Source organism: Dyella lipolytica, assembly GCF_030160075.1.
GTDB lineage: Bacteria > Pseudomonadota > Gammaproteobacteria > Xanthomonadales > Rhodanobacteraceae > Dyella_B > Dyella_B lipolytica.
Map to the genome: position 1 here is coordinate 1,362,328 of NZ_BSNQ01000003.1, position 21,483 is coordinate 1,383,810.

11 protein-coding genes are annotated in these 21,483 nt (G+C 61.1%); 7 read left to right on the forward strand and 4 right to left on the reverse strand.

Annotated elements, in window-relative coordinates:
- Positions 1 to 1,099: acyl-CoA dehydrogenase family protein (locus tag QQL64_RS07510; protein WP_284397709.1), on the reverse strand; the 1,099-nt coding region annotated here is incomplete at its 3' end.
- Positions 1,100 to 1,341: 242 nt separating this feature from the next.
- On the opposite strand from QQL64_RS07510, the gene QQL64_RS07515 reads away from it, so the two are divergent.
- The 6 genes from QQL64_RS07515 (at position 1,342) to QQL64_RS07540 (ending at position 12,884) form a co-directional block, all read left to right on the forward strand.
- The gene (locus tag QQL64_RS07515) at positions 1,342 to 2,217 is read left to right on the forward strand and encodes a DMT family transporter (protein WP_284397712.1); all 876 of its coding nucleotides are present in this window, start codon (positions 1,342 to 1,344) and stop codon (positions 2,215 to 2,217) included.
- Positions 2,218 to 2,664: 447 nt separating this feature from the next.
- Positions 2,665 to 3,921, forward strand: a complete 1,257-nt coding sequence (locus QQL64_RS07520) for an efflux RND transporter periplasmic adaptor subunit (RefSeq protein WP_284397714.1) — start codon at positions 2,665 to 2,667, stop codon at positions 3,919 to 3,921.
- A gap of 187 nt (positions 3,922 to 4,108) precedes the next feature.
- A complete protein-coding gene (locus QQL64_RS07525) occupies positions 4,109 to 7,216 on the forward strand; it encodes an efflux RND transporter permease subunit (RefSeq protein ID WP_284397716.1) in 3,108 nt (1,035 codons plus the stop codon).
- Positions 7,213 to 10,521, forward strand: a complete 3,309-nt coding sequence (locus QQL64_RS07530; RefSeq protein WP_284397719.1) for an efflux RND transporter permease subunit — start codon at positions 7,213 to 7,215, stop codon at positions 10,519 to 10,521. The genes QQL64_RS07525 and QQL64_RS07530 overlap by 4 nt, the downstream gene beginning before the upstream one ends.
- A complete protein-coding gene (locus QQL64_RS07535) occupies positions 10,518 to 11,972 on the forward strand; it encodes an efflux transporter outer membrane subunit (protein WP_284397722.1) in 1,455 nt (484 codons plus the stop codon). Before QQL64_RS07530 ends, QQL64_RS07535 begins: the two co-directional genes overlap by 4 nt.
- 36 nt (positions 11,973 to 12,008) lie before the next feature.
- On the forward strand, positions 12,009 to 12,884 hold the full coding sequence (locus QQL64_RS07540) for an aldo/keto reductase (protein WP_284397725.1): 876 nt from the start codon (positions 12,009 to 12,011) through the stop codon (positions 12,882 to 12,884).
- Positions 12,885 to 12,900: 16 nt separating this feature from the next.
- On the opposite strand, the gene QQL64_RS07545 is transcribed toward QQL64_RS07540, so the two are convergent.
- The 3 genes from QQL64_RS07545 to QQL64_RS07555 form a co-directional block, all read right to left on the reverse strand.
- Positions 12,901 to 13,827 carry a 5'-nucleotidase gene (locus QQL64_RS07545; RefSeq protein ID WP_284397730.1) on the reverse strand — a complete coding sequence of 309 codons (927 nt, stop codon included), beginning with the start codon at positions 13,825 to 13,827 and terminating at the stop codon, positions 12,901 to 12,903.
- Between the two features lie 44 nt (positions 13,828 to 13,871).
- Entirely contained in the window at positions 13,872 to 14,633 is a 762-nt protein-coding gene (locus QQL64_RS07550; protein ID WP_284397732.1) for an NAD kinase, read from the reverse strand.
- 254 nt (positions 14,634 to 14,887) lie between these two features.
- Complete coding sequence (locus tag QQL64_RS07555) at positions 14,888 to 19,807, reverse strand: NAD-glutamate dehydrogenase (protein ID WP_284397734.1); 4,920 nt, start codon at positions 19,805 to 19,807, stop codon at positions 14,888 to 14,890.
- Positions 19,808 to 20,282: 475 nt separating this feature from the next.
- Between QQL64_RS07555 and QQL64_RS07560 the strand changes: the two genes are divergently transcribed.
- On the forward strand, positions 20,283 to 21,479 hold the full coding sequence (locus QQL64_RS07560; RefSeq protein WP_284397736.1) for an efflux RND transporter periplasmic adaptor subunit: 1,197 nt from the start codon (positions 20,283 to 20,285) through the stop codon (positions 21,477 to 21,479).
- Positions 21,480 to 21,483: the final 4 nt, after the last annotated feature.

Below are 21,483 nucleotides of genomic sequence, written 5' to 3' on the forward strand. Positions count from 1 at the left end.
TGATGACCGATTCCAGGTTCAACGCGTGGCGGATCGCCGAATGCTCGACGGTGATACCGGCGCCACCGAGGATGTCGCGGCATTCGCGCGCAATATCGATCGCCATGCGGCAGTTGTTCCACTTTGCCAGCGATACCTGGGTGGGTTCCATCTTGCCGGCATCTTTCAAACGACCTAACTGCAACGAGAGCAGCTGCGCGCTGGTGATGCGGCGAGCCATGTCCGCCATTTTCAGCTGGATCGCCTGGTTGGACGCGAGCGGACGACCGAACAGGATGCGTTCCTGCGTGTAATCCAGCACTTCTTTCAGGCAGGCCTGCGCGGCGCCAATGGGACCCCAGGTGATGCCGTAGCGTGCCTGCGTAAGGCAGCCGAGCGGACCTTTCAGGCCTTTTACATTCGGCAAGCGGTTGGCGTCAGGAATGCGCACGTTGTCGAAGAACAGCGCCGAAGTCACCGAGGCGCGCAAGCTCATCTTCTTATGCACTTCCTGCGCGGTGAAGCCCTTGGTATCCGTCGGAACGATAAAGCCCTGGATGCCGTCTTCGGTCTGCGCCCACACGATGGCGATATGCGCGATGTTGCCGTTGGTGATCCACATCTTGGCGCCATTGATGACCCAGTCGCCGCCGTCTTTCTTGGCGTGGGTCTTCATGTTGGCCGGGTCGGAACCGCCGTGCGGTTCGGTCAGGCCGAAGCAGCCGATGATCTCGCCCGCCGCCATCTTGGGCAGGTAGTGCATTTTCTGCTCTTCGTTGCCGTAGGCGTAGATCGGATACATGCACAGCGAACTCTGCACGGAGGCGAAGCTGCGCAGGCCCGAGTCGCCACGCTCCAGCTCCTGGCAGATCAAACCGTAGCTAACGCCATTCATGCCAGCGCAGCCGTATTTTTCGGGAATCGTGGCGCCCAGCAGGCCCAGATTGGCGATTTCCGGAACCAGTTCCTTCGGAAAGCGGCCCTGGTCGAAACAGTCGCCGATGATCGGCAGCACTTTTTCATCGACGAAACGGCCGACGGTATCCTGAACCATGCGCTCTTCGTCGGTGAGCAGGGAGCGGACGTCGTACAGGTCGAGCGGGTTCAATCGGGCTGCCATAAAGGTTCCGGAAACGGTCGGGGAAGCCCTACATTGTAGCCTGGGCCCGTCTTTCCGGTCATGCCGGGGTGCAACAGCCCGTCAGCCTAGGGCCAAGTGCGGTTGCCACATGAAAATGCTTCAAATCTTGTCACTCTGACGTTCCCCGGTATTCTGGCAAGCATTGCTCGCAAGGACGCCTTGCCCGGCCTGAACCGGAAGCCGCGCCGACAGCCTCCTGCAGCACATCGAACGGAATCCGCATGATCAAAGGTGTACTTCTCGGCTTCGCCAGCTTCGCGGCTTATGCGATCAGCGATGCATTCGTGAAATCCCTGCATGGCTCGGTACCGCCTTACGAATCCGTATTTTTCGGCGCCGTGTTCGGGCTGATGGCGCTGCCTTTCATCATGACCAAGGGTGATCGTTGGCGCGACGTGGTCACAGCGCAACGTCCAGCTCTGTGGTGGGTGCGCGCCGTCGCAGGTGCCGTCGGCAACATTGCCTCCGTCACGGCCTTTACCTTGCTGCCGATGGCCGAAGTGTTCACGTTGATCTTCCTGATGCCGATTTTCGTGACGCTGCTTTCCGTGCTTTTCTTGAAAGAACATGTGGGCTGGCGGCGCTGGTCGGCGGTGTTTATCGGATTCCTTGGCGTGCTGGTGGTGCTGCGGCCTGGCTTTCGCGCCTTGAGTGTCGGCCATATCGCTGCGCTGATATGCGGCTTGTTTGCGGCGGCGGCAGTCGTGGCGCTGCGCATGGCTGGGCCGCATGAAAAGCGCATCAGTCTCTATGGTGCTGGCGTGATTGGGCCGCTCATCATCGGCGGGCTTTTGATGATTCCGCACTTCGTCTGGCCGAATTGGCACGAATGGGGTCTGCTCGCCGGCTATGGCTTGCTCGCCGCATTGGCCGGCGTGCTGTTGATGTACGCCACCCTTATAGCTCCCGCCAATCGCGTGGCGCCCACGCAATACAGCCAGATGCTCTGGGCCATCGGGTTTGGCTATTGGTTGTTCGGGGACAAGCTCGATTGGCCCATGCTGATAGGTATCGTGCTGATTCTCGGTGCAGGTCTCTTCACATTGGTGCGTGAAGAGAGGGTGACACCGTGGTGGAAACGGACCAAAATGGTGTGATTCTTTTCGCACTTTCAGTGGGTTGCGGCGATGGCAAGGACATCTCGGCGCAACCGGGCGTCAACGTATGAGCGTCATTGGCGTTTACATGACTCACGTACCTCGCCCATCCCCCAGCGCAACCGTTAGCATGCAGCACCGCTGAAGAAGAAGCCCCTCTAAGACATCGATAAGCGTGACACGTCAAGATCGTGGCCGTTATTTCGCCGATGATCCTGCAACTCCCCACCCCGGGTTCACATTGCGCCGGTAACCGGCGCTCCCGAATCCACCTGACCGCTCGCGAGCCCACCGGCCATCCGTGTGCGCCCGAGCGAAGCCATGTGAGCGCAAAATGCCGGCACGCCAACAAAAGCATCTGATGACCATCGGTTCGGCCACACGGTCAACACTTTTTCGGCGCAAAAGCACTTTTGTAAACTGAAAGACAAACACCTGGAGATGGTTATGAGTGCCGACACGATGCAAGCAGCCGGACACTTTCGCAAAAGGCGCGGCATGCTGATCGCCGTGGTGGTTCTCTTCGCAGCCATCGCTCTTGTACTGGTCCACATCTTCAATCGTCCGCCTGCGAAAACAGGTACGCCGCCACAAGTCGTGAGCGCTGCCGCCGCCAGTGTGGGCGATATGCCGGAAATCTTGAACGAGCTCGGCACCGTAACGCCCGTCGCCACCGTCACCGTGCTGCCGCAGTTGAGTGGCTACCTGACGGAAGTGGGTTACCAGGAAGGTCAGGATGTAACGAAGGGACAGTTCCTTGCCCAGATCGATCCGCGTCAGTATGAGATCAGCAAGCAGCAGGCCGAAGCCCAGCTGGCCAAGGACCAGGCCAGTCTCGATCTGGCCCGCGCCGACCTCGCCCGCTTCACGCAATTGCACGAGCAGAAGTCGATCGCCGAGCAAACCTATATCGATCAGAAGTTCACGGTGCAGCAGGGCGAAGCTGCCGTGAAAGCCGACCAGGCGAGCATCGCGCAGTTCGCGCTCGATCTGGCGTATTGCCGCATTACCGCGCCGGTGGCCGGTCGCGTCGGCCTTCGTTTGGTCGATCCCGGCAACTACGTCACGCAGTCGAGCTCACCGGGCATCGTGGTCATCACCACCATGAAACCGACTACGGTGCAGTTCACAGTGCCGCAGAATGCGTTGGGCAAGGTACTGCAACGCATTAATGCCCGCGCGAAGCTGCCGGTGACGGTCTACAACAGCGATAACACCAAGCAGCTTGCTACGGGCACGCTGTACGCCGTCAGCAATCAGATGGCCACCAGCACCGGTACGGTGTCGCTGCGCGCAACCTTCCCTAACGACGACGAATCGCTGTATCCGAACGAATTCGTCAACGTGCAGCTGCTGGTCGATACGCTGCAAAAAACCGTGCTGGTCCCAACGCCGGCTGTACAAACCGGTGCGCCGGGCGATTATGTCTATCTGGTCAACGCGGACGACACCGTCTCGGTCCACAAGGTGACGCCCGGTCCCAGCGACGGTAAGTACACCGCGATCCTGGCCGGCCTGTCGGCTGGTCAAACAGTGGTGACCGATGGCATGGATCGTCTCAACGACGGCGCCAAGATCAAGCTCGCGCAGGCGAAGCCGGCAGAAGCAGGCAGCGCGTCTGCGCCGGCATCTTCTTCGTCGGTGAGTACGCAGCAACACGGTAGCAAGCGGGCTCGTAGTTCCACTTCATCCTCACAATCTTAGAGCCTGTCCTCATAGTCCACGTGGCCCGCGCCGGGATCTGTTTGCGCGCAAGACCAGGAAGAACGAGTGAAGTGTATGTCGATACATGAGCGAGTGATGACGCAGGATTGCGGGCAAGCAGACCCGGCCCTCCGGGTTGTCGCTGAGTGGACTATGAGGACAGGCTCTTGAGCGGGCGCGCGTTCCGATGAATATTTCCCGCCTGTTCGTACTCAGGCCGGTGGCGACATCGCTGCTGATGATCGCCCTGGTGCTGGTGGGCCTGGTTGCGATGCGCTTTCTGCCAGTGTCGTCGCTACCCGCCGTGGACTATCCGACGATCCAGGTGCAGACCTTCTACCCGGGCGCCAGCCCTTCGGTGATGGCGACCACCGTTACCGCGCCGCTGGAAGTGCAGCTGGGCGAGATTCCCGGTCTGCAGCAGATGACCTCGAACAGTTCGGCGGGTGCATCGGTCATCACGCTGCAATTCGACCTGTCGCTCAACCTCGACGTGGCCGAACAGAATGTGCAGGAGGCGATCAACGCCGCCAACAGCCTGTTGCCCAGCGGCCTGCCGGCGCCGCCGACGTACGCCAAGGTAAATCCTGCCGACCAGCCCATCCTTACTTTGGCGGTCACCTCCACGTCGATGTCACTGCCACAGTTGCAGGATGTGGCCAACAATCGGCTCGGAACGAAGATTTCCGAAGTGCCGGGCGTCGGCCTGGTGACACCATCCGGCGGCAACGTACCGGCGGTGCGCGTCGAGGCGGATCCGCAGAAGCTGGCGGCTTACGGACTCAGCATCGACGATTTGCGCTCACTGATCTCGAACGTCAACGTCAGCCAGCCCAAGGGTAATTTCGACGGCCCTGAACTCGACTACACGATCAACGGCAACGACCAGATCCAGGATCCCAAGGATTACCTGAATACGGTGGTCTCCTACCAGAACGGTGCACCGGTCTTCCTGCGCGATGTCGCCCGCGTCACCCAGGCTGCGCAAAATACCGAACAAGGCGCCTGGTACAACAAGACGCCATCCATCGTGCTGAACGTGCAGCGCCAACCGGGCGCAAACGTGATCGCCACGGTCGATCAGATCAAGAAAGAACTACCACAGTTGGAATCCACCCTGCCCGCGGGGATGAAGGTCGAGATCGTGTCCGACAGCACCGGCGTGATCCGCTCCTCCGTGGCCGACGCCGCGTTCGAGTTGGTGCTGGCGGTGGTGCTGGTGGTGCTGGTGATCTTTGTGTTCCTGCGCAATCTGCCGGCCACGATCATTCCCAGCATCTCCGTGCCGGTCTCGCTGATCGGCACGCTGGCGATGATGTACGAGCTGAATTACTCGATCGACAACCTGTCGCTGATGGCCTTGATCATTGCCACCGGCTTCGTGGTCGACGACTCGATCGTGATGATCGAGAACATCGTGCGCTACTTGGAAGAAGGCGAGACGCCGTTGAACGCCGCGCTGATCGGCGCCGGGCAGATCGGTTTCACCATTCTCTCGCTGACGGTATCGCTGATCGCAGTGCTGATCCCGCTGCTGTTCATGGGCGGCGTGATCGGGCGATTGTTTAGCGAATTCGCTGTCACCCTCGCCGTCACCATCGTGCTTTCCGGTGTGGTGTCGCTGACCCTGGTGCCGATGCTCTGCGCGCGTATCCTGCGCGCGCAGGCGGAGCGGCATCCCAGCCGTTTCGAAAAGATCAGCGAAGGCTTGTTCAACAAGACACTGGCGGCGTACGAGCGCGGCTTGCGCTTCGTCATGAGTCATCAGCTGGCGACGCTGCTTGTCTTCTTCGCCACCCTCGCCATTACGGTGATGTTGTACATCGTCATCCCGAAGGGTCTGTTCCCGGTGCAGGACGTCGGCGTGATCCAGGGCATCAGCATCGCCGACAACTCGGTGTCTTACACCACCATGGTGAATCGTCAGTCGGCACTGGCGGAGGCAATTCTCAAGGATCCAGACGTCACCAATCTGACCTCCTATGTCGGCATCGACGGTACCAACACCACGCTCAACAACGGGCGCTTCCTGATCGACCTGAAACCGCGCGACGATCGCTCGCAGACGGCAGCAGAAATCGCACGGCGCATCCAGGGTGAAGTGGCGAACATACCCGGCATCAAGCTGTACCTGCAGCCTGAGCAAGATCTCACTCTCGATACCACCGTATCGCCGAACCAGTACAAGTTCGTGCTCCGGGGCCCGAGCCAGCAGGCATTCATGCAATACGTGCCGGCGCTGATCGATCGCATGAAACAGATTCATTCGATCACCGATGTCACCAGCGATCTGAACAACGACGGCTTGAGTGTGAATGTCGAAGTGAACCGTCAGCTGGCGGCGCGTTTCGGCATTACGGCGGCGACCATCGATAATGCCCTTTACGATGCGCTTGGCCAGCGTATCGTCTCGACCATCTTCGATCAGTCCAGTCAGTACCGCGTGATCCTGGTCGCCAAACCGGAAAAATTACCGACGCTGCAGTCGCTGGGCGAGCTTTATCTGCCCAGCCAGACCAGCAGCAGCGGACAAGTGCCGCTAAAAGCAATCGCCAACATCCAGGTCACCAAATCACCGTTGGTGATCAGTCATCTGGCTCAGTTCCCTGCCGTCACCATCTCGTTCAACCTCGCTCAGGACGCGTCGCTAAGCAAGGCGGTGGAAGAAATCAACCAGGCCGAGCAGGCGGTGAACCTGCCGCCCTCGATCACCTCTTCGTTCCAGGGCGCGGCGCAGGCTTTCCAGGACTCGCTGTCTAGTGAGGTGTACTTGCTGATTGCGGCGCTGGTCGCGGTGTACATCGTGCTTGGTGTGCTGTACGAGAGCTTTATCCACCCAGTCACCATTTTGTCGACGCTGCCGTCGGCCGGTATCGGCGCATTGCTCGCGCTGATGGTCGCGGGTAGCGATCTCGATGTGATCGGCATCATCGGCATCGTGCTGTTGATCGGCATCGTGAAGAAGAACGCGATCATGATCGTGGACTTCGCGCTCGAAGCCGAACGCGAGCACGGCAAGCCGCCGGCGGAGGCGATCTTTGAGGCATCGCTGCTGCGTTTCCGGCCGATCCTGATGACCACCTTGGCCGCCATGCTCGGCGCGCTACCGATGCTGCTAGGCACCGGCACCGGCTCGGAACTGCGCCGCCCGCTCGGCCTCGCGATCATTGGCGGTTTGACGTTGAGCCAGTTGCTGACGCTGTTCACCACGCCGGTGATCTATCTGTACTTTGACCGACTGGCGCAACGGTTCCAGCGCAAGCCCGAGCCAGCCGCGGGAGAAAGTACGCCGTGAACATCTCGGCGCTCTTCATCAAGCGGCCGGTGGCGACCACCTTGTTGGCGATCGCTATCCTGCTGTCGGGTGGGTTGGCCTACTTCCATCTGCCCGTCGCACCGCTGCCGAACATCACCTTTCCCGTCATCGTGGTACAGGCGAATATGGCGGGTGCGAGCCCCGACATTATGGCGTCCACGGTGGCCGAGCCGCTCGAAAAGCGGTTAGGCGCGATTGCCGATGTCACGGAAATGACGTCGACCAGTTACGTCGGTTCCGCCCAGATCACCATCCAGTTCGGCTTGAACCGCGACATCAACGGCGCCGCTCGCGATGTGCAGGCTGCGATCCAGGCGGCGCGCGCGGATCTGCCGAGCACGCTGCGCAACAACCCCAGTTACCGCGAGTACAACCCCGCCGACTCGCCGATCATGGTGCTGGCGATGACGTCGAACACGTTGACGCGCGCGCAGCTGTACGACTCGGCCAACTCGGTGATCCAGCAGCAGCTGTCGCAAGTCGACGGCGTAGGCCAGATCACGCTGGGCGGCAGCGCCCTGCCTTCGGTGCGCGTCGAACTCGAGCCGGATCGATTGAACAGTTATGGCATCGGCCTGGAAGACGTACGCGCCGCGATCGGCGCTGCGAACGCGAATAGCGCCAAGGGGCATATCGATCAGGACGGCCAGCGCTACGAAGTGACGTCCAACGATCAGATCAACAAAGCGGCACCGTACCGCGACCTGGTGGTGTCCTATCGCAACGGCGCGCCGGTGCTGCTGCGCGATGTCGCCGATGTGCAGGACTCGGCGGAAAACCTGCGCAACATGGGTCTGTATAACGGCAAGCCTGCAGTGCTGGTTATCGTTTATCCGTTGCCCGGCGGCAATATCGTCAAGACGGTCGCACAGATCCGCAAAGTGTTGCCGTCGATCGAAGCGACGCTGCCGCGCACGGTGCATATCGGCATCGCGGTAGATCGCTCTCAGTCGGTGAACGCGGCCGTAGGCGATACCGAGCGCACGCTGTTCATCGCGGTGCTGCTGGTGATTGGCGTGGTGTATGTGTTTCTGCAGTCGTCGCGAGCCATCCTGATACCGGCGGTGGCCTTGCCGCTATCGATCGTCGGCACGTTCGGGCCGATGTACTTGCTCGGCTACAGCCTGGACAATCTCTCACTGATGGCCTTGACCATCGGCACCGGTTTCGTGGTCGACGACGCGGTGGTGGTGCTGGAAAACATCGTCCGGCACGTCGAAGCAGGCATGGATGTACGCGAGGCGGCGCTGAAGGGTAGCGGCGAAGTCAGCTTCACCGTGATCTCGATGAGCCTGTCGCTGATCGCGGTGTTCCTGCCGATTCTGCTGATGCCCGGCATCATCGGCCTGTTGTTCCACGAATTCGCAGTCACGCTGTCGGTCGCGATCCTGCTTTCTTTGTTGATCTCGCTGACGGTCACGCCGACCATGGCCGCCTATGTGCTCCGCCGTGGCGCCGCGATGCATTCCAGGGCGCGTTGGGCCGTTTGGTACGAACGACAGTTCGATCGTTTCAAGAACGCCTATTCCCGCTCGCTTACAGCCGTGCTCGACAACGCGCTGATGGTCGGTCTGACGTTGGTCGGCCTGATCGTGCTCAATGTCTTCCTGATCAAACTGGTGCCATCGACCTTTTTCCCGGAGCAGGACAACGGCATCCTGATCGGCCAGATCATTGCCGACCAGAGCATCTCGTTCCAGGCGATGGAGCAGAAGCTCGCGCAATTGCAGGGTATCGTGCAGAAAGATCCGGCGGTCGCATCGGTGGCAGGCTTTACCGGCGGTCGTGCGCTCAACACAGCCAACGTGTTTATCGAACTCAAGCCACTGGCGGAACGCAAACTCTCAGCGGCACAGGTGGTCGATCGCCTGCGTCCCAAGCTCAATGCCGTGTCGGGCGCCAAGTTGTTTCTGCAGGCGGCGCAGGATCTGCATATCGGCGGCCGGTCGTCGGCCGCGGAGTATCAATACACGCTGACCAGCGACGATCCCACCGCATTGTTCACCTGGGTCCCGAAACTGGTGGCTGCGCTCGGCAAGTATCGCAGCCAGCTGCAGGACGTGAACTCGGACTTGCAACAGAATGGTTTGCAGGTCTACATCAACATCGATCGTGCCACCGCTGCGCGCTATGGATTTGCACCGAACCAGATCGACAGCGTGCTGTATGACGCCTTTGGCCAACGCACCGTTTCGACCGTCTACAACCAGCTCAACCAGTACTACGTGGTGATGGAGGTCGCGCCGAAGTATTGGCAGTATCCGCAGATGCTCAATCGCATGCGTTTCAGTACTGCGGCGGGCAATCCGACCGGAACGCAGCAGACGCAGATGCCTGGTGGCACCGTCAAAGGGGTTCAGCAGGGATCTGCCGTAAGCGCCGCGCAGAGCAACGCGTCCAGCTCCAACTCGCTCAATGCGGATGCGCAGGCCAACCAGCTCACCAACTCCATTTCCAATTCCAAGGGCGGCAGCTCCAGCGGCAGTGCGGACAGCACCTCGTCAGAAACAATGGTTCCTTTCCCTGCGCTGGCGACGTACGTAAGCAACCACACCGCCACCCAGGTCAGCCATCAGGATGGTTTGGTGGCGGCCACGATTTCCTTCAACCTGCCGCCTGGCGGTTCGTTGAGCAACGCCTTGGCCGCAATCAACCAGTCCATGCAGGAAATGGGTATGCCGGCCTCCATCCACGGCAGTTCGGCGGGTGCGGCGCAGGTGTACGCGCAATCGATGTCGACCATGCCGCTGCTGATTCTCGCGGCGCTGGCGGCCGTCTATATCGTGCTCGGCGTTCTGTACGAGAACACCGTGCACCCCTTGACGATTCTTTCTACCCTGCCTTCCGCTGGGATTGGCGCTACGTTGGCGCTGTTGCTCTTCGGCACGCCGTTCTCGGTTATCGCCATGATCGGCATCATTCTGCTGATCGGTATCGTGAAGAAAAACGCAATCATGATGATCGACGTCGCCATCCACCTGCAGCGCGACGACGGCTATGCGCCACAGAAGGCGATCCACGATGCAGCGGTGATACGTCTGCGACCGATCATGATGACCACCGCCGCCGCCGTGCTGGGCGCGGTGCCGCTGGCGATCGGTATCGGCCAGGGCGCATCGCTGCGCCAGCCGCTCGGCATTACCGTCATGGGCGGCTTGATTCTCAGTCAGGTATTTACCTTGTACACGACACCCGTGATCTACCTTTTCCTCGACCGCCTGCGCGCCCGACTCGCCAGGTGGTCGGCCACTCTGCCGTGGAACAGATCGGACGCGAGCGCATGACTATGAAGATTTTCCACACCGCTCTAGCTGCCTCGCTGGCACTGTTGCTCGGCGGGTGCGCAGTCGGCCCCGACTACCATCGCCCGCAGGTACCGGTGCCGGCGCAATACAAACCGCTACCCGGCTGGACGCCCGCGACACCGGCTGCCGAAGCGCCCAAGGGCGAGTGGTGGACGGTGTTCAACGATCCGATGCTCAATCAGCTGGAGCCGATGGTGTCGGTCTCCAACCAGACTGTGCGGCAGGATTACGCCAACTACCAGCAAGCGCTGGCCGACGTGCAGTTGGCGCGTAGCTCCTTGCTCCCCACGTTAGGCGTTACCGGATCGGCCAGCAAGCAGCGCACTGCCAGGAGCGGTCTCAGCAGCAGCGCCGCCAACTTCCGGCCGATAAGTACTTCGGGTTCTCTCGAAGGCGATATCAGCTGGGCACCCGATTTATGGGGCAAGGTTCGCCGCACGCTCGAAGAGAACAAAGCCACCGCCCAGGCCAGCGAAGCGATACTGGCCAATGCCACTTTGTCCGAACAGGTCGCCCTGGCTACCGCGGTGATCGAACTGCGCGTGAACGATGCCAATGCCGATCTGTTGCAGCAGACGATCGATCAATACAAGGAATACCTGCGCGTGGTTGCCAACCAGGGCGCAGCCGGCACCACGCCCCCGTCCGACGTGATTAACGCGCGGACGCAGCTGGAGAATGCGCAATCGAGCCTGATCGCGCTTGGCGTCGCGCGCGCGCAGGACGCGCATGCGATTGCCGTGCTGGTTGGCAAGAATCCGGAAGAACTCGATATTCCGCACAGCACGTCGTTGCCCACCTTGCCCACGGTTCCCGTCGGCGTGCCTTCGACGCTGCTGCAGCGCAGACCGGACATCGCCATCGCCGAGCGACAGATGGCCGCACAGAACGCCGCCGTCGGTGTTGCCGTGGCTGCTTATTACCCGAGCTTTTCATTGTCGGCTGCCGATGGTTTCTCGCAATCGCCGCTGGCTGGTTTGTTGCACATCGCCAACCACGTCTGGTCGATAGGTGCCGACGCCAGTGAGACCGTATTCGATTTCGGTGCACGTCATAGCGAAGTTGCTGCGGCGAAGGCTGCGTATGAAGCGTCGGTCGCCAACTATCGCGGCAGCGTGCTGACCGGCTTGCAGAATGTCGAAGACGATCTTTCCGGATTGAGCATTCTTGCCCAGCAGGCCCAAGTGCAGGATGCGGTGGTGCAGAACGCCACCGAAGGCGCACGGATTGCCTTCAACGAATACCAGGCCGGTACGGTCGATTACACCACCGCGGCCACGGCTCAGGCGACGCTGCTGAGCGCTCAGCAAAGCGCGCTAAGCGTGCAGCAACAACGTCTGCTCGATACGGCATCGCTGATCGGCGATCTCGGCGGCGGATGGTCTGCCGATGAGCTTGGCGATTCGAAAAAGCCCACTGCTACGCGCTGACTACAACATCCCTTATCTGCCAGGCCAATCAAGACGATGACACAAGCCTTCGAACTTTCCCCCATCGTTGCCGGCCTTTGGCGCATCGTCGACTGGAATCTCAGCGTGCAAGAGCGCGTGCGCTGGATCGAGCACGCGCTGGAGCTAGGCATCAGCTCGTTCGATCACGCGGATATCTATGGCGATTATCGCGCCGAGGGATTGTTCGGCGAGGCATTGAAAGCGGCACCCAACTTGCGTGATCGCATGCAGCTAATCACCAAATGCGGCATCCGCCTTCGCTCCGCACAACGGCCCTATCGCATCAACTACTACGACACCAGCGCGGCATACGTACGGGCGCAGGTGGAACAGTCGCTGCGCAACCTGCATATCGATCGACTGGATCTCGTGCTGATCCATCGCCCCGATTACCTGATGGACGCCGCCGCACTGGCGGAGACATTCGCTGCGCTCACGCGCGAAGGGAAGGTTGCGCACTGGGGCGTGTCCAATCACAGCACCAACCAGTTTGCGCTATTGCACCAGCACCATGCGTTGCTGACCAACCAGGTCGAGCTATCGCCGCTGCAGATGGGCGCGCTGGACGACGGCACGCTCGACCAGGCGCAGCAGCTAGGTCTACGCCCGATGATCTGGTCGCCGCTGGCCGGTGGCCGTCTATTTACCGGCGAAGACGAACAAGCCCAACGCGTACGTGCGGAAATGACCGCCATGGCTGCGCGCTACAACGTCAGCCTCACCACCCTCGCCTTCGCGTGGGTACTTCGCCATCCCTCCCGTCCTCATCCGATTACTGGCAGCGGTCGTATCGATGGCCTGCGCGATGCCGCCGCCGCATTGAACGTGCGGCTTGGTGAGGAAGATTGGTATGCGATCTGGACAGCGAGCAAGGGACATTCGGTACCTTAACTGGCGCGCTGCCGACCTACGGATTGCTCACCCCGTGCGGCACATGCCCCGTTGCCACATGCTTCCGTGCGGATTCGACATTTGCCGGTGAATCATCGAAAAAGATGTCGGCGCCAAAGGCGTCGAGGAACGGCCCTTTGTCGCGACCACCAAGAAACAGCGCTTCGTCGATGCGTACACCCCAGCTGCGCAACGTAAGGATGACGCGTTTGTGCGCCGGCGCTGAACGCGCTGTAACCAGCGCGGTGCGAATGGGCGAGTTCTCGGCCGGAAAGGCCGCCTGCAGACGATGCACGGCGGTGAGAAATCCGCGAAATGGACCGACCGACAGCGGCTCATCGGCGAGTTCGGTTTCGTTGCGGTGGAAGGCTTCCAAACCTTCCTCGCGCGAAACGCGCTCGCCTTCGTCGCCGAAGATCACCGCATCGCCATCGAAAGCGATGCGCAGTTGTTCGCTGGCACGCGGCCGCGCCGTGGACGGCAAAATGGTGGCTGCAGCGACACCGGCCGTCAGTGCCCGTCCCACGTCTTCGGCGTTGGCCGAGAGAAACAGATCGGCATGGAATGGCGCGATGTAATCGGACGTCGGCGCCCCGCTGGTAAACGCGGCGCGGCTGATTTCCAGACCGTAGTGCTGGATCGCGTTGAAGATGCGCAAGCCGGTGTCGCCGGAATTGCGCGAGAGCAGAATCACTTCGACGGGCGGTACATCGCCTGCAAGCTTGTTGAGGCCCAGCAGTTTCTGCACCAGCGGAAACGCCACGCCCGGTTGCAGAATCTCGTTTTCATGTTCGATCTGAAAAGCGCGATAAGCGTCCAGACCATCGCGCTCGAACAGTTCGTGACTGTCGCCCAGATCGAACAGCGCACGCGACGAGATAGCGACTACCAGCCGATTGTCGGTGGCCGCAGGGTCGTGAGCGATTTTGCTTGGACGGGTCATGTGGAACGATCAGAGTACCTGATTCATCGAGTAGAGAGACGTCATCAGTCCGCCGCGAACTGTTCGTCCAGAATTCGCTGTTCCAGATTGTGCTCCGGGTCGAAAAGCAGGCGCACGCCCAGCTCTTGCGACTGGCTAATCTCGACAGTCCGCACATTACGCACTTCGAGAAAATCGGCGGTAGCGCTTATCGGTCGTTTGGTCGGATCCAGTACGCGCAAACTGACTAGAGTGCGATGCGGAAGGATCGCGCCACGCCAGCGACGCGGACGGAACGGGCTGATCGGCGTGAGCGCCAACACCTTGGCATCCAGCGGCAGAATGGGACCGTGTGCGGACAGGTTATAGGCGGTGGAACCGGCCGGTGTGGAAACCAGGATGCCGTCGCAGATCAGCGTGGCCAGCTTCACGATGTCGTTGAGCTTCACTTCCAGGTGAGCGGCCTGGTTGGTTTGCCTCAGCAGCGAAACTTCGTTGAATGCCAATGCGCGACGTGTCTGACCATCCGCATCGGTCGCTTCCATTTCCAGCGGAAACAGTTCGGCAGTGTGAGCGCGTTCGATACGCTCCGGCAGCTCGTCGAGCCGGTGCTTGTTCATCAGGAAGCCGACGCGGCCTAGCTTCATGCCATAAACGGGCACACCGATGTCGCGGTGCGTATGCAGCGTGCGCAGCATGAAGCCGTCGCCACCCAGTGCCACGATCACCTGCGCGTCGGCGGCTGGCACGTCGCCGTAGCGGTCGACGAGTTTGCGACGCGCTTGCTGGGCGACGTTGGTTTCACTGGCGACGAACGCGAGGCGCATAAGATCCGTCTTCGGTTGGAATCGTGCCTTTGAGCTTACGACACGACGAGGGGCAAGGCCATGATGACCTTGCCCTTCTAAATGTAGCTTTTTTGCGTTCGCCTCCTCTCCCCTTCGGGGAGAGGATTGAGGTGAGGGGACCAAGGCTTGCTCCAATCTTCAATCGAAGCGCGCCTCGATCCAACTACAACGCAAGATTGGCCCCTCACCCTGCCCTCTCCCCAGAGGGGAGAGGGAAACACTTATGCGAAGTGTCAGGCCACCGGCACCTGCGCCAACTGCGCCAGGCGGCGCACCGCCACCGACGCGATCGGATAATCCGCGTTCTGGGTGAGGATTTCCGACAGCATGCTGCGGGTGTACTTCAGCGTGGCGTCGTCGCGTTCGAGCCATGCCTGCACCGGCGACACATTCTTGTTGCCGCCGGATAGCGCGAGTACCTGCGTAGCCAGAGCACGGTGCTGGTGGTTGAGTTCATCCAGCAGCGAACCGCGCGCTTGTGCATGCCAATGGCCATCCACCGGAAGGGCTTCGATCTGGCCGCGCAACCATTCCAGATCCAGCGCCTCGCCCAATTCGTAGAAAACGTTCGCGACCTTGGCGACCGGCTGGCCGGTTTGCTGCGCCACTTCCACCATATCGAGCATGGCGCGCAGTTCGGGCAGTTTGGCCAGACGCAGTGCGAGACCGGCAGGCAACCCCAAACCTTCCCATTTTTCCTGGCTGGTGCCGAAATCGGCCTTGCCTGCCGGTGTCAGCGCATCCGGCACGGTGGCGCTGAGTTCAGCGACAGCGGCCTGATAACGCTCCACGTTGGCGGCGATTTCCAGCGTGCCGCCGGGACGACTGAGCAGCCAGCGCGTGATGTGCCGCAGCATCGACCAGATCTGCATGATCGCGTCGACTTGCGTGTTTTCGGCCACCTTGCTGTCCTCCGCCTCGATCTGCGCCCACAAGTCACGTGCGCCGAGAATTTCACGCGCTGCCGTGTACGCCTTGGCAATCGCCGCCGGCCCCTGCCCCGTGTCTTCCTGCATGCGCATCATGAATGTGGCGCCCATGCGGTTGATGGTGGAGTTGGTTACCGCGGTGGCGATGATTTCACGCTTCAGGCGATGGCGCTGCATATGCGCGGCGTACTTCTCGTGCAACGGCGCGGGGAAGTAGCGCACCAGTTCTTTCGACAGGTACGGATCTTCCGGCACGTCCGAATCCAGCAGCTGCTGGTACAGACGGATCTTGTCGTACGACAACAGCACCGACAGCTCCGGACGAGTGAGGCCCTGTCCACGCGTCTTGCGTTCGGTGAGTTCGGTTTCGCTTGGCAGGTTTTCCACCTGGCGATCGAGCAGACCCTCGCCTTCCAAGGTGCGGATGAAGTGCGCCATCGAACCGATGCGCTTGGCCGATTGATGTTCCATCAGCGTAATCGCCTGGTTCTGGCGATAGTTGTCCCACAGCACCAGCTGGCCGACTTCGTCGGTCATCGAGGCGAGCTGCTGATTGCGGCCTTCGTCGGTGATTTCATGACGCTGCACCGCATCGTCAAGCAGAATCTTGATGTTCACCTCGTGGTCGGAGGTGTCCACGCCGGCCGAATTGTCGATGAAGTCGGTGTTGAGCAGCACATTGTGCTGCGCCGCTTCGATGCGACCTTTCTGTGTGAAGCCGAGATTGCCGCCCTCGCCCACCATCTTGCAGCGCAATTCCGCACCGTTGATACGCAACGCGTTGTTGGCGCGATCGCCTACATCGGCATGTGTTTCGCTGGCGGCTTTCACATAGGTGCCGATACCGCCGTTCCACAACAGATCTACCGGCGCCTTGAGGATCGCATTGAGCAGATCGTTCGGCGACATGTGCTGCACGTCCGCCTTGAGGCCCAAAGCCGAACGCACTTCCGCCGAAATCGGAATCGACTTCACGCTACGCGGCCATACGCCGCCACCGGCGGAGATCAGCGATTTGTCGTAATCCTCCCAGCTGGAACGCGGCAGCTTGAACATGCGCTCGCGCTCGGCGAAAGACTTCGCCGTATCCGGGTTCGGATCAAGGAACACATGACGATGGTCGAACGCGGCCAGCAGGCGGATGTGCGTGGACAGCAGCATGCCATTGCCGAACACGTCGCCGGACATGTCGCCGATACCGACGCAGGTGAAGTCTTCCGTCTGCGAATCGCGGCCCAGTGCGCGGAAATGGCGCTTTACCGATTCCCACGCGCCCTTGGCGGTGATGCCCATGCCTTTATGGTCGTAACCGTTGGAACCACCGGAAGCGAAGGCGTCGCCAAGCCAGAAACCGTGTTCGATCGAAATCGCGTTGGCGATATCGGAGAACGTGGCCGTGCCCTTGTCGGCAGCCACCACCAAGTACGGATCGTCATTATCGTGACGCACCACATCGTGCGGCGGCACCAACTTGCCTTCGACCAGGTTGTCGGTGATGTCCAGCAGACCGTTAATAAACAAGCGATAGCAGGCAATACCTTCGGCCAACTGCGCATCGCGATCGCCGCCCACCGGCGGATGTTTGACGAAGAAGCCACCCTTGGAACCGACCGGCACGATGACGGTGTTCTTCACCATCTGTGCCTTCACCAGACCCAGCACTTCCGTGCGGAAATCTTCGCGGCGGTCGGACCAGCGCAAACCACCGCGCGCCACCGGCCCGAAGCGCAAGTGGATGCCTTCCACGCGCGGCGAGTACACGAATATCTCGCGATACGGCACCGGCTTGGGTGCGTCCGGCACCTGCTTGGAGTCGAACTTGAAGCTGATGTAGTGCCGCGGCACGCCATCCCACAGCTGGAAGAAGCTGGTGCGTAGCGTGGCGCGAATGGTGTTCATGAAACTCAGCAGGATGCGCTCATCGTCCAAGCTGGCGACGTCATCGAGCAGCGCCTTCAACGCTTCCCACAACACATGTACTTGCTGTTCGCGCGTATGCGCCAGCGCGGCAACGATGCCATCGATCAGCTCCGGCTTCGCCTTCTGTGTTTCCGCTGGGATCAGTGTTTGCATTTCGCGGCGCAGGTCGGCCTGCGACTTTTCCAGCTCGGCGGCACTAAGCTGCTCGCGGCGGGGATCGAACTTGGCGTTGAACAGCTCGATCAGCAAGCCGGCGATGGCCGGATAACGGTTGAGCGTTTCTTCCATGTAGCTCTGCGAGAACGCAATGCCCACCTGCTGCAGGTATTTGCAGTAACCGCGCAACACCGCCACCTGACGCCAGTCGGCCTGCGCCGATAGCACCAGATTGTTGAAACCATCGCTTTCGGCCTGACCGCGCCACAACGCCTCGAAACCGCGTTCGAAGCGCTCGCGCAGATGCGGCAGATCGAACGCCAGCGGCGCCTTCGTCTTCAGCTCGAAATCGTGGATGGTCAGCAGACGGCCGTCGCTCTCCAGCGTGTAGACATGCTCGGCGAGCATGCGCACGCCCATGTTCTCCAGCATCGGCAGCGCTTCGGAAAGCGGGATCGGCGCGCCGACGTGAATCACCTTGAAGCGTAGGCTTTGATCGCGCGGATCGTTGTAGAGGTTCAGGTGGATCGAGTCGTCGCTCTTGAGGCCGGCCAAAGCCACGACGTCGTGCGCGGCAGCTTCCGGCGATACGTCTTCGATATAGCCAGCGGGCAGCACCTTGCCGAAGTGGTTGAATAGCGCCACTGCTTGCGCCTCGCCAGTGTGGCCGGCGAGGTTATCGCGCAAACCATCGTGCCAGTTGCGCACGATGTGCTGCAGGCGCGTTTCCAGTTCCTGCGCGTCGAACTTCGGATGATCGCCCAGATGCGGACGCACCGTCACATGCAGACGCGCCAGCGCGGACTCACCCATCAGCACATTGGAATCCAGGCTTTCGCCATGGAAGACCTCGCGCAGCATGCCCTCGATGTTTTCGCGTACCGTGGTGTTGAAGCGATCACGCGGCACGAAGACCAGACAGGTAAAGAAGCGGCCATAGCGGTCGCGGCGCACGAACAGGCGCGTGCGGGCGCGCTGCTGCAGCTCGAGGACGCCGGTGGCTGTCGTGAACAGCTCGTCCTCGCTAGCCTGGAACAACTCTTCCTGCGGCAGCGTCTGCAGAATGTGCCGCAGCGACTTGCCGGAATACGAATCGCGCTTGAGGCCCGAACGCGTCAGCACCGCTTCCACACGCTGGCGCACCATCGGCACGTCCTGCGGGCGCGTCATATAGGCATTGGAAGTGAACAAGCCGAGGAAGCGCTGTTCGGACACCGGCTTGCCGTTGGCGTCGAACTTCAGCACGCCGATGTAATCCATGTTGCCTGCGCGATGCACATGCGAACGCGCATTGGTCTTGGTCAGGATGATGGCGTCGGTGGAACCCGACTGTGGCAGCTCGGTGGCCACCAGCGTGCGCAGCGAACGCGGTGCGACCGAGCGCTCGCTCTTGTGCAGTATGCCTAGGCCCGAACCCTCGACCGAGCGCAGCACTTCGTCGCCATCGGCTTGAGTGACTTCGTATTCGCGGTAGCCGAGGAACGTGAAGTTCTCCTCGGCCAGCCAGCGCAGGAATTCGCCGGCCTCTTTGACCGAAGCGGCATCCAGCGGCAGCTTGCGGTTGGGCAAGTCCGCCGCAATGGCCAGCGCTTTGTCGCGCATCGCAGCCCAGTCGCGCACAGCCGCGCGCACGTCTTCCAGGGCGGCTTCGATCTGGGCGATCAGCCGCGCTTTGGCGTCGTCCGCCAGGTGGTCCACTTCAAAATGCATCACCGATTCGGCGAGGCCATGTTCGTCGCCGATGCGTTGCAGCTGACCGTTCGCATCACGGCTGACCTTCACCACCGGGTGAATCACCGCGTGGATCGGCGAATGCGTCGACAGCACCATGCTCACCGTGTCGACCAGGAACGGCATGTCGTCGGTGACGATCTCGACGGCGTTGCGCGCAGCGTGGCCGGCACCGATTACGCGTACCGCGGCACGACCCGGCTGGCGCTGCTGCATGAAATCGATCAGCCCGGCGATCACTGTCGCCCATTCAGCCGGCGTGTGCAGGTGGATGTCGGTACTGGCAATGCGCGCAAAAAAGGCGCCGATAAAAAATTGCGCCTCATCAAGGCGCTTGGTCGGAAAACCGCTTTTCTTCAACTCTTCGAGCACGATAGACGCAAGGGGGATGTCGTTGGCCGCACGGATCGCATTCATGGCTTCAACTTAGGAAGTGGAGACGGGTGGGAATGGAGCGGAAAGCCGTAAAAGGATACGCTTGGGCTTGCATTGAATCCATCGGCAGCGCAGCAACAAGCACCCTTTGCGCGTACTTCGATCAGCGCGCAGTCACGCAAAGCAACTTGCACGGCGCACCGATACGCTGGCGTATGACAAATGCGACGCGTGTCTTTATTGCTCAAACAAGTCGAAGGCTACGGATGTCGTGCACGGAAAAGACCTATCCGACGCAACGTGCCTTCAGTCATGACGGCTAGGGACTGGATTCGCCGTGCGAATAAATTGTAAACTGATCGGTATAGTCTGGTTCGTACCCCGCCGTAGGGGACAAACGACACGGGACAAATCGCCTGCTATCCGATAAACGTAAGTTTTTCCGGCCAGAAGCAGCCGGGCATCAGGAATGCCGTTGCTCACCCCTATCCCCGATCACGCAAGTCATGGAGTTCTCATGAAGTCGACGTCAATGCGCACACCGGTGCTGTGCCTGAGCCTGCTGGCGCTCGCTGCCTGCGGTAGCGGCAAGGAACAAGGTCCACCTCAGATGCCCGTGCCAACGGTCGGCGTGGTGGAGGCCCACCCGCAGAATGTGCCGCTGACCAAGGATCAGGTCGGTCGCCTGTCGGCGTATCGCAGCGCCGATGTGCGCGCCCGCGTATCGGGTCTGCTGCTCAAGCGCGTCTACAAGGAAGGTTCCGAGGTAAAAACGGGCCAGCTGATGTTCCAGATCGATCCGGCCCCGTATAAGGCCGCGCTGGACGCCGCCCTGGCCACCCTGGCCTCGGCACAGGCCACCTATACCAATGCCCACGTCACGGCCGAACGCGATCGCACTCTGATCCCCCAGGGCTATGTCTCCAAGGCTCAGCTGGATGCGGACGAGGCTACTGAGCGCAGTTCGGCAGCGGCCGTGAAACAGGCCCAGGCGAACGTGCAGACTGCACGGGTCAACCTCAGCTATACCAACGTCGTGTCGCCGATCGACGGTCACTCCGGCGAGCAGCAGGTGACCGAAGGCGCGATCGTCGGCAACGGCACGTCCGATGCCGGCTCCAGCTCGACGCTACTGACCACGGTCAGCCAGCTCGATCCGATGTACGTGAACTTCACGCTTAGCGCCGCCGATCTGGAAAACCTCCGGCACGCTCAGAAGGCGGGCAAGGTGGCGTTGGCCGAGCAGGACAAGACCACGGTGCAGATCACCATGCCCAACGGCACCAAGTATGACCAGCAGGGCACACTGGACTTCTCCGACACCACGGTCGACCCCACCACCGGCGCGATCAACCTGCGTGCCTTGGTACCCAATCCGGATCGCCGCCTGCTGCCTGGCATGTACGTGACGCTGACCGCCAACATAGGCAGCCAGAACAGCGTGTTCCTGATTCCACAGGCCGCGCTCCAGCGCGACCCCAGCGGCGCTTTTGCCCTGGTCGTCGGACAGGACGGCAAGGTCGTCCAGAAGCGGGTCACTGCCGACAACTTCAATGGCACCAGCTGGATCGTGACCAGCGGCCTCGACGCAGGTGATCAGGTGATCGTTTCCGGCGTGCAAACGGTCAAGCCGGGCGCACCGGCCAAGGCCAGCCCCTGGCAGCCTGATCAGGCGCAAGCCGGCCAGGCGGCCCCCGCCGCCGGCAAGCAGTAAGGAG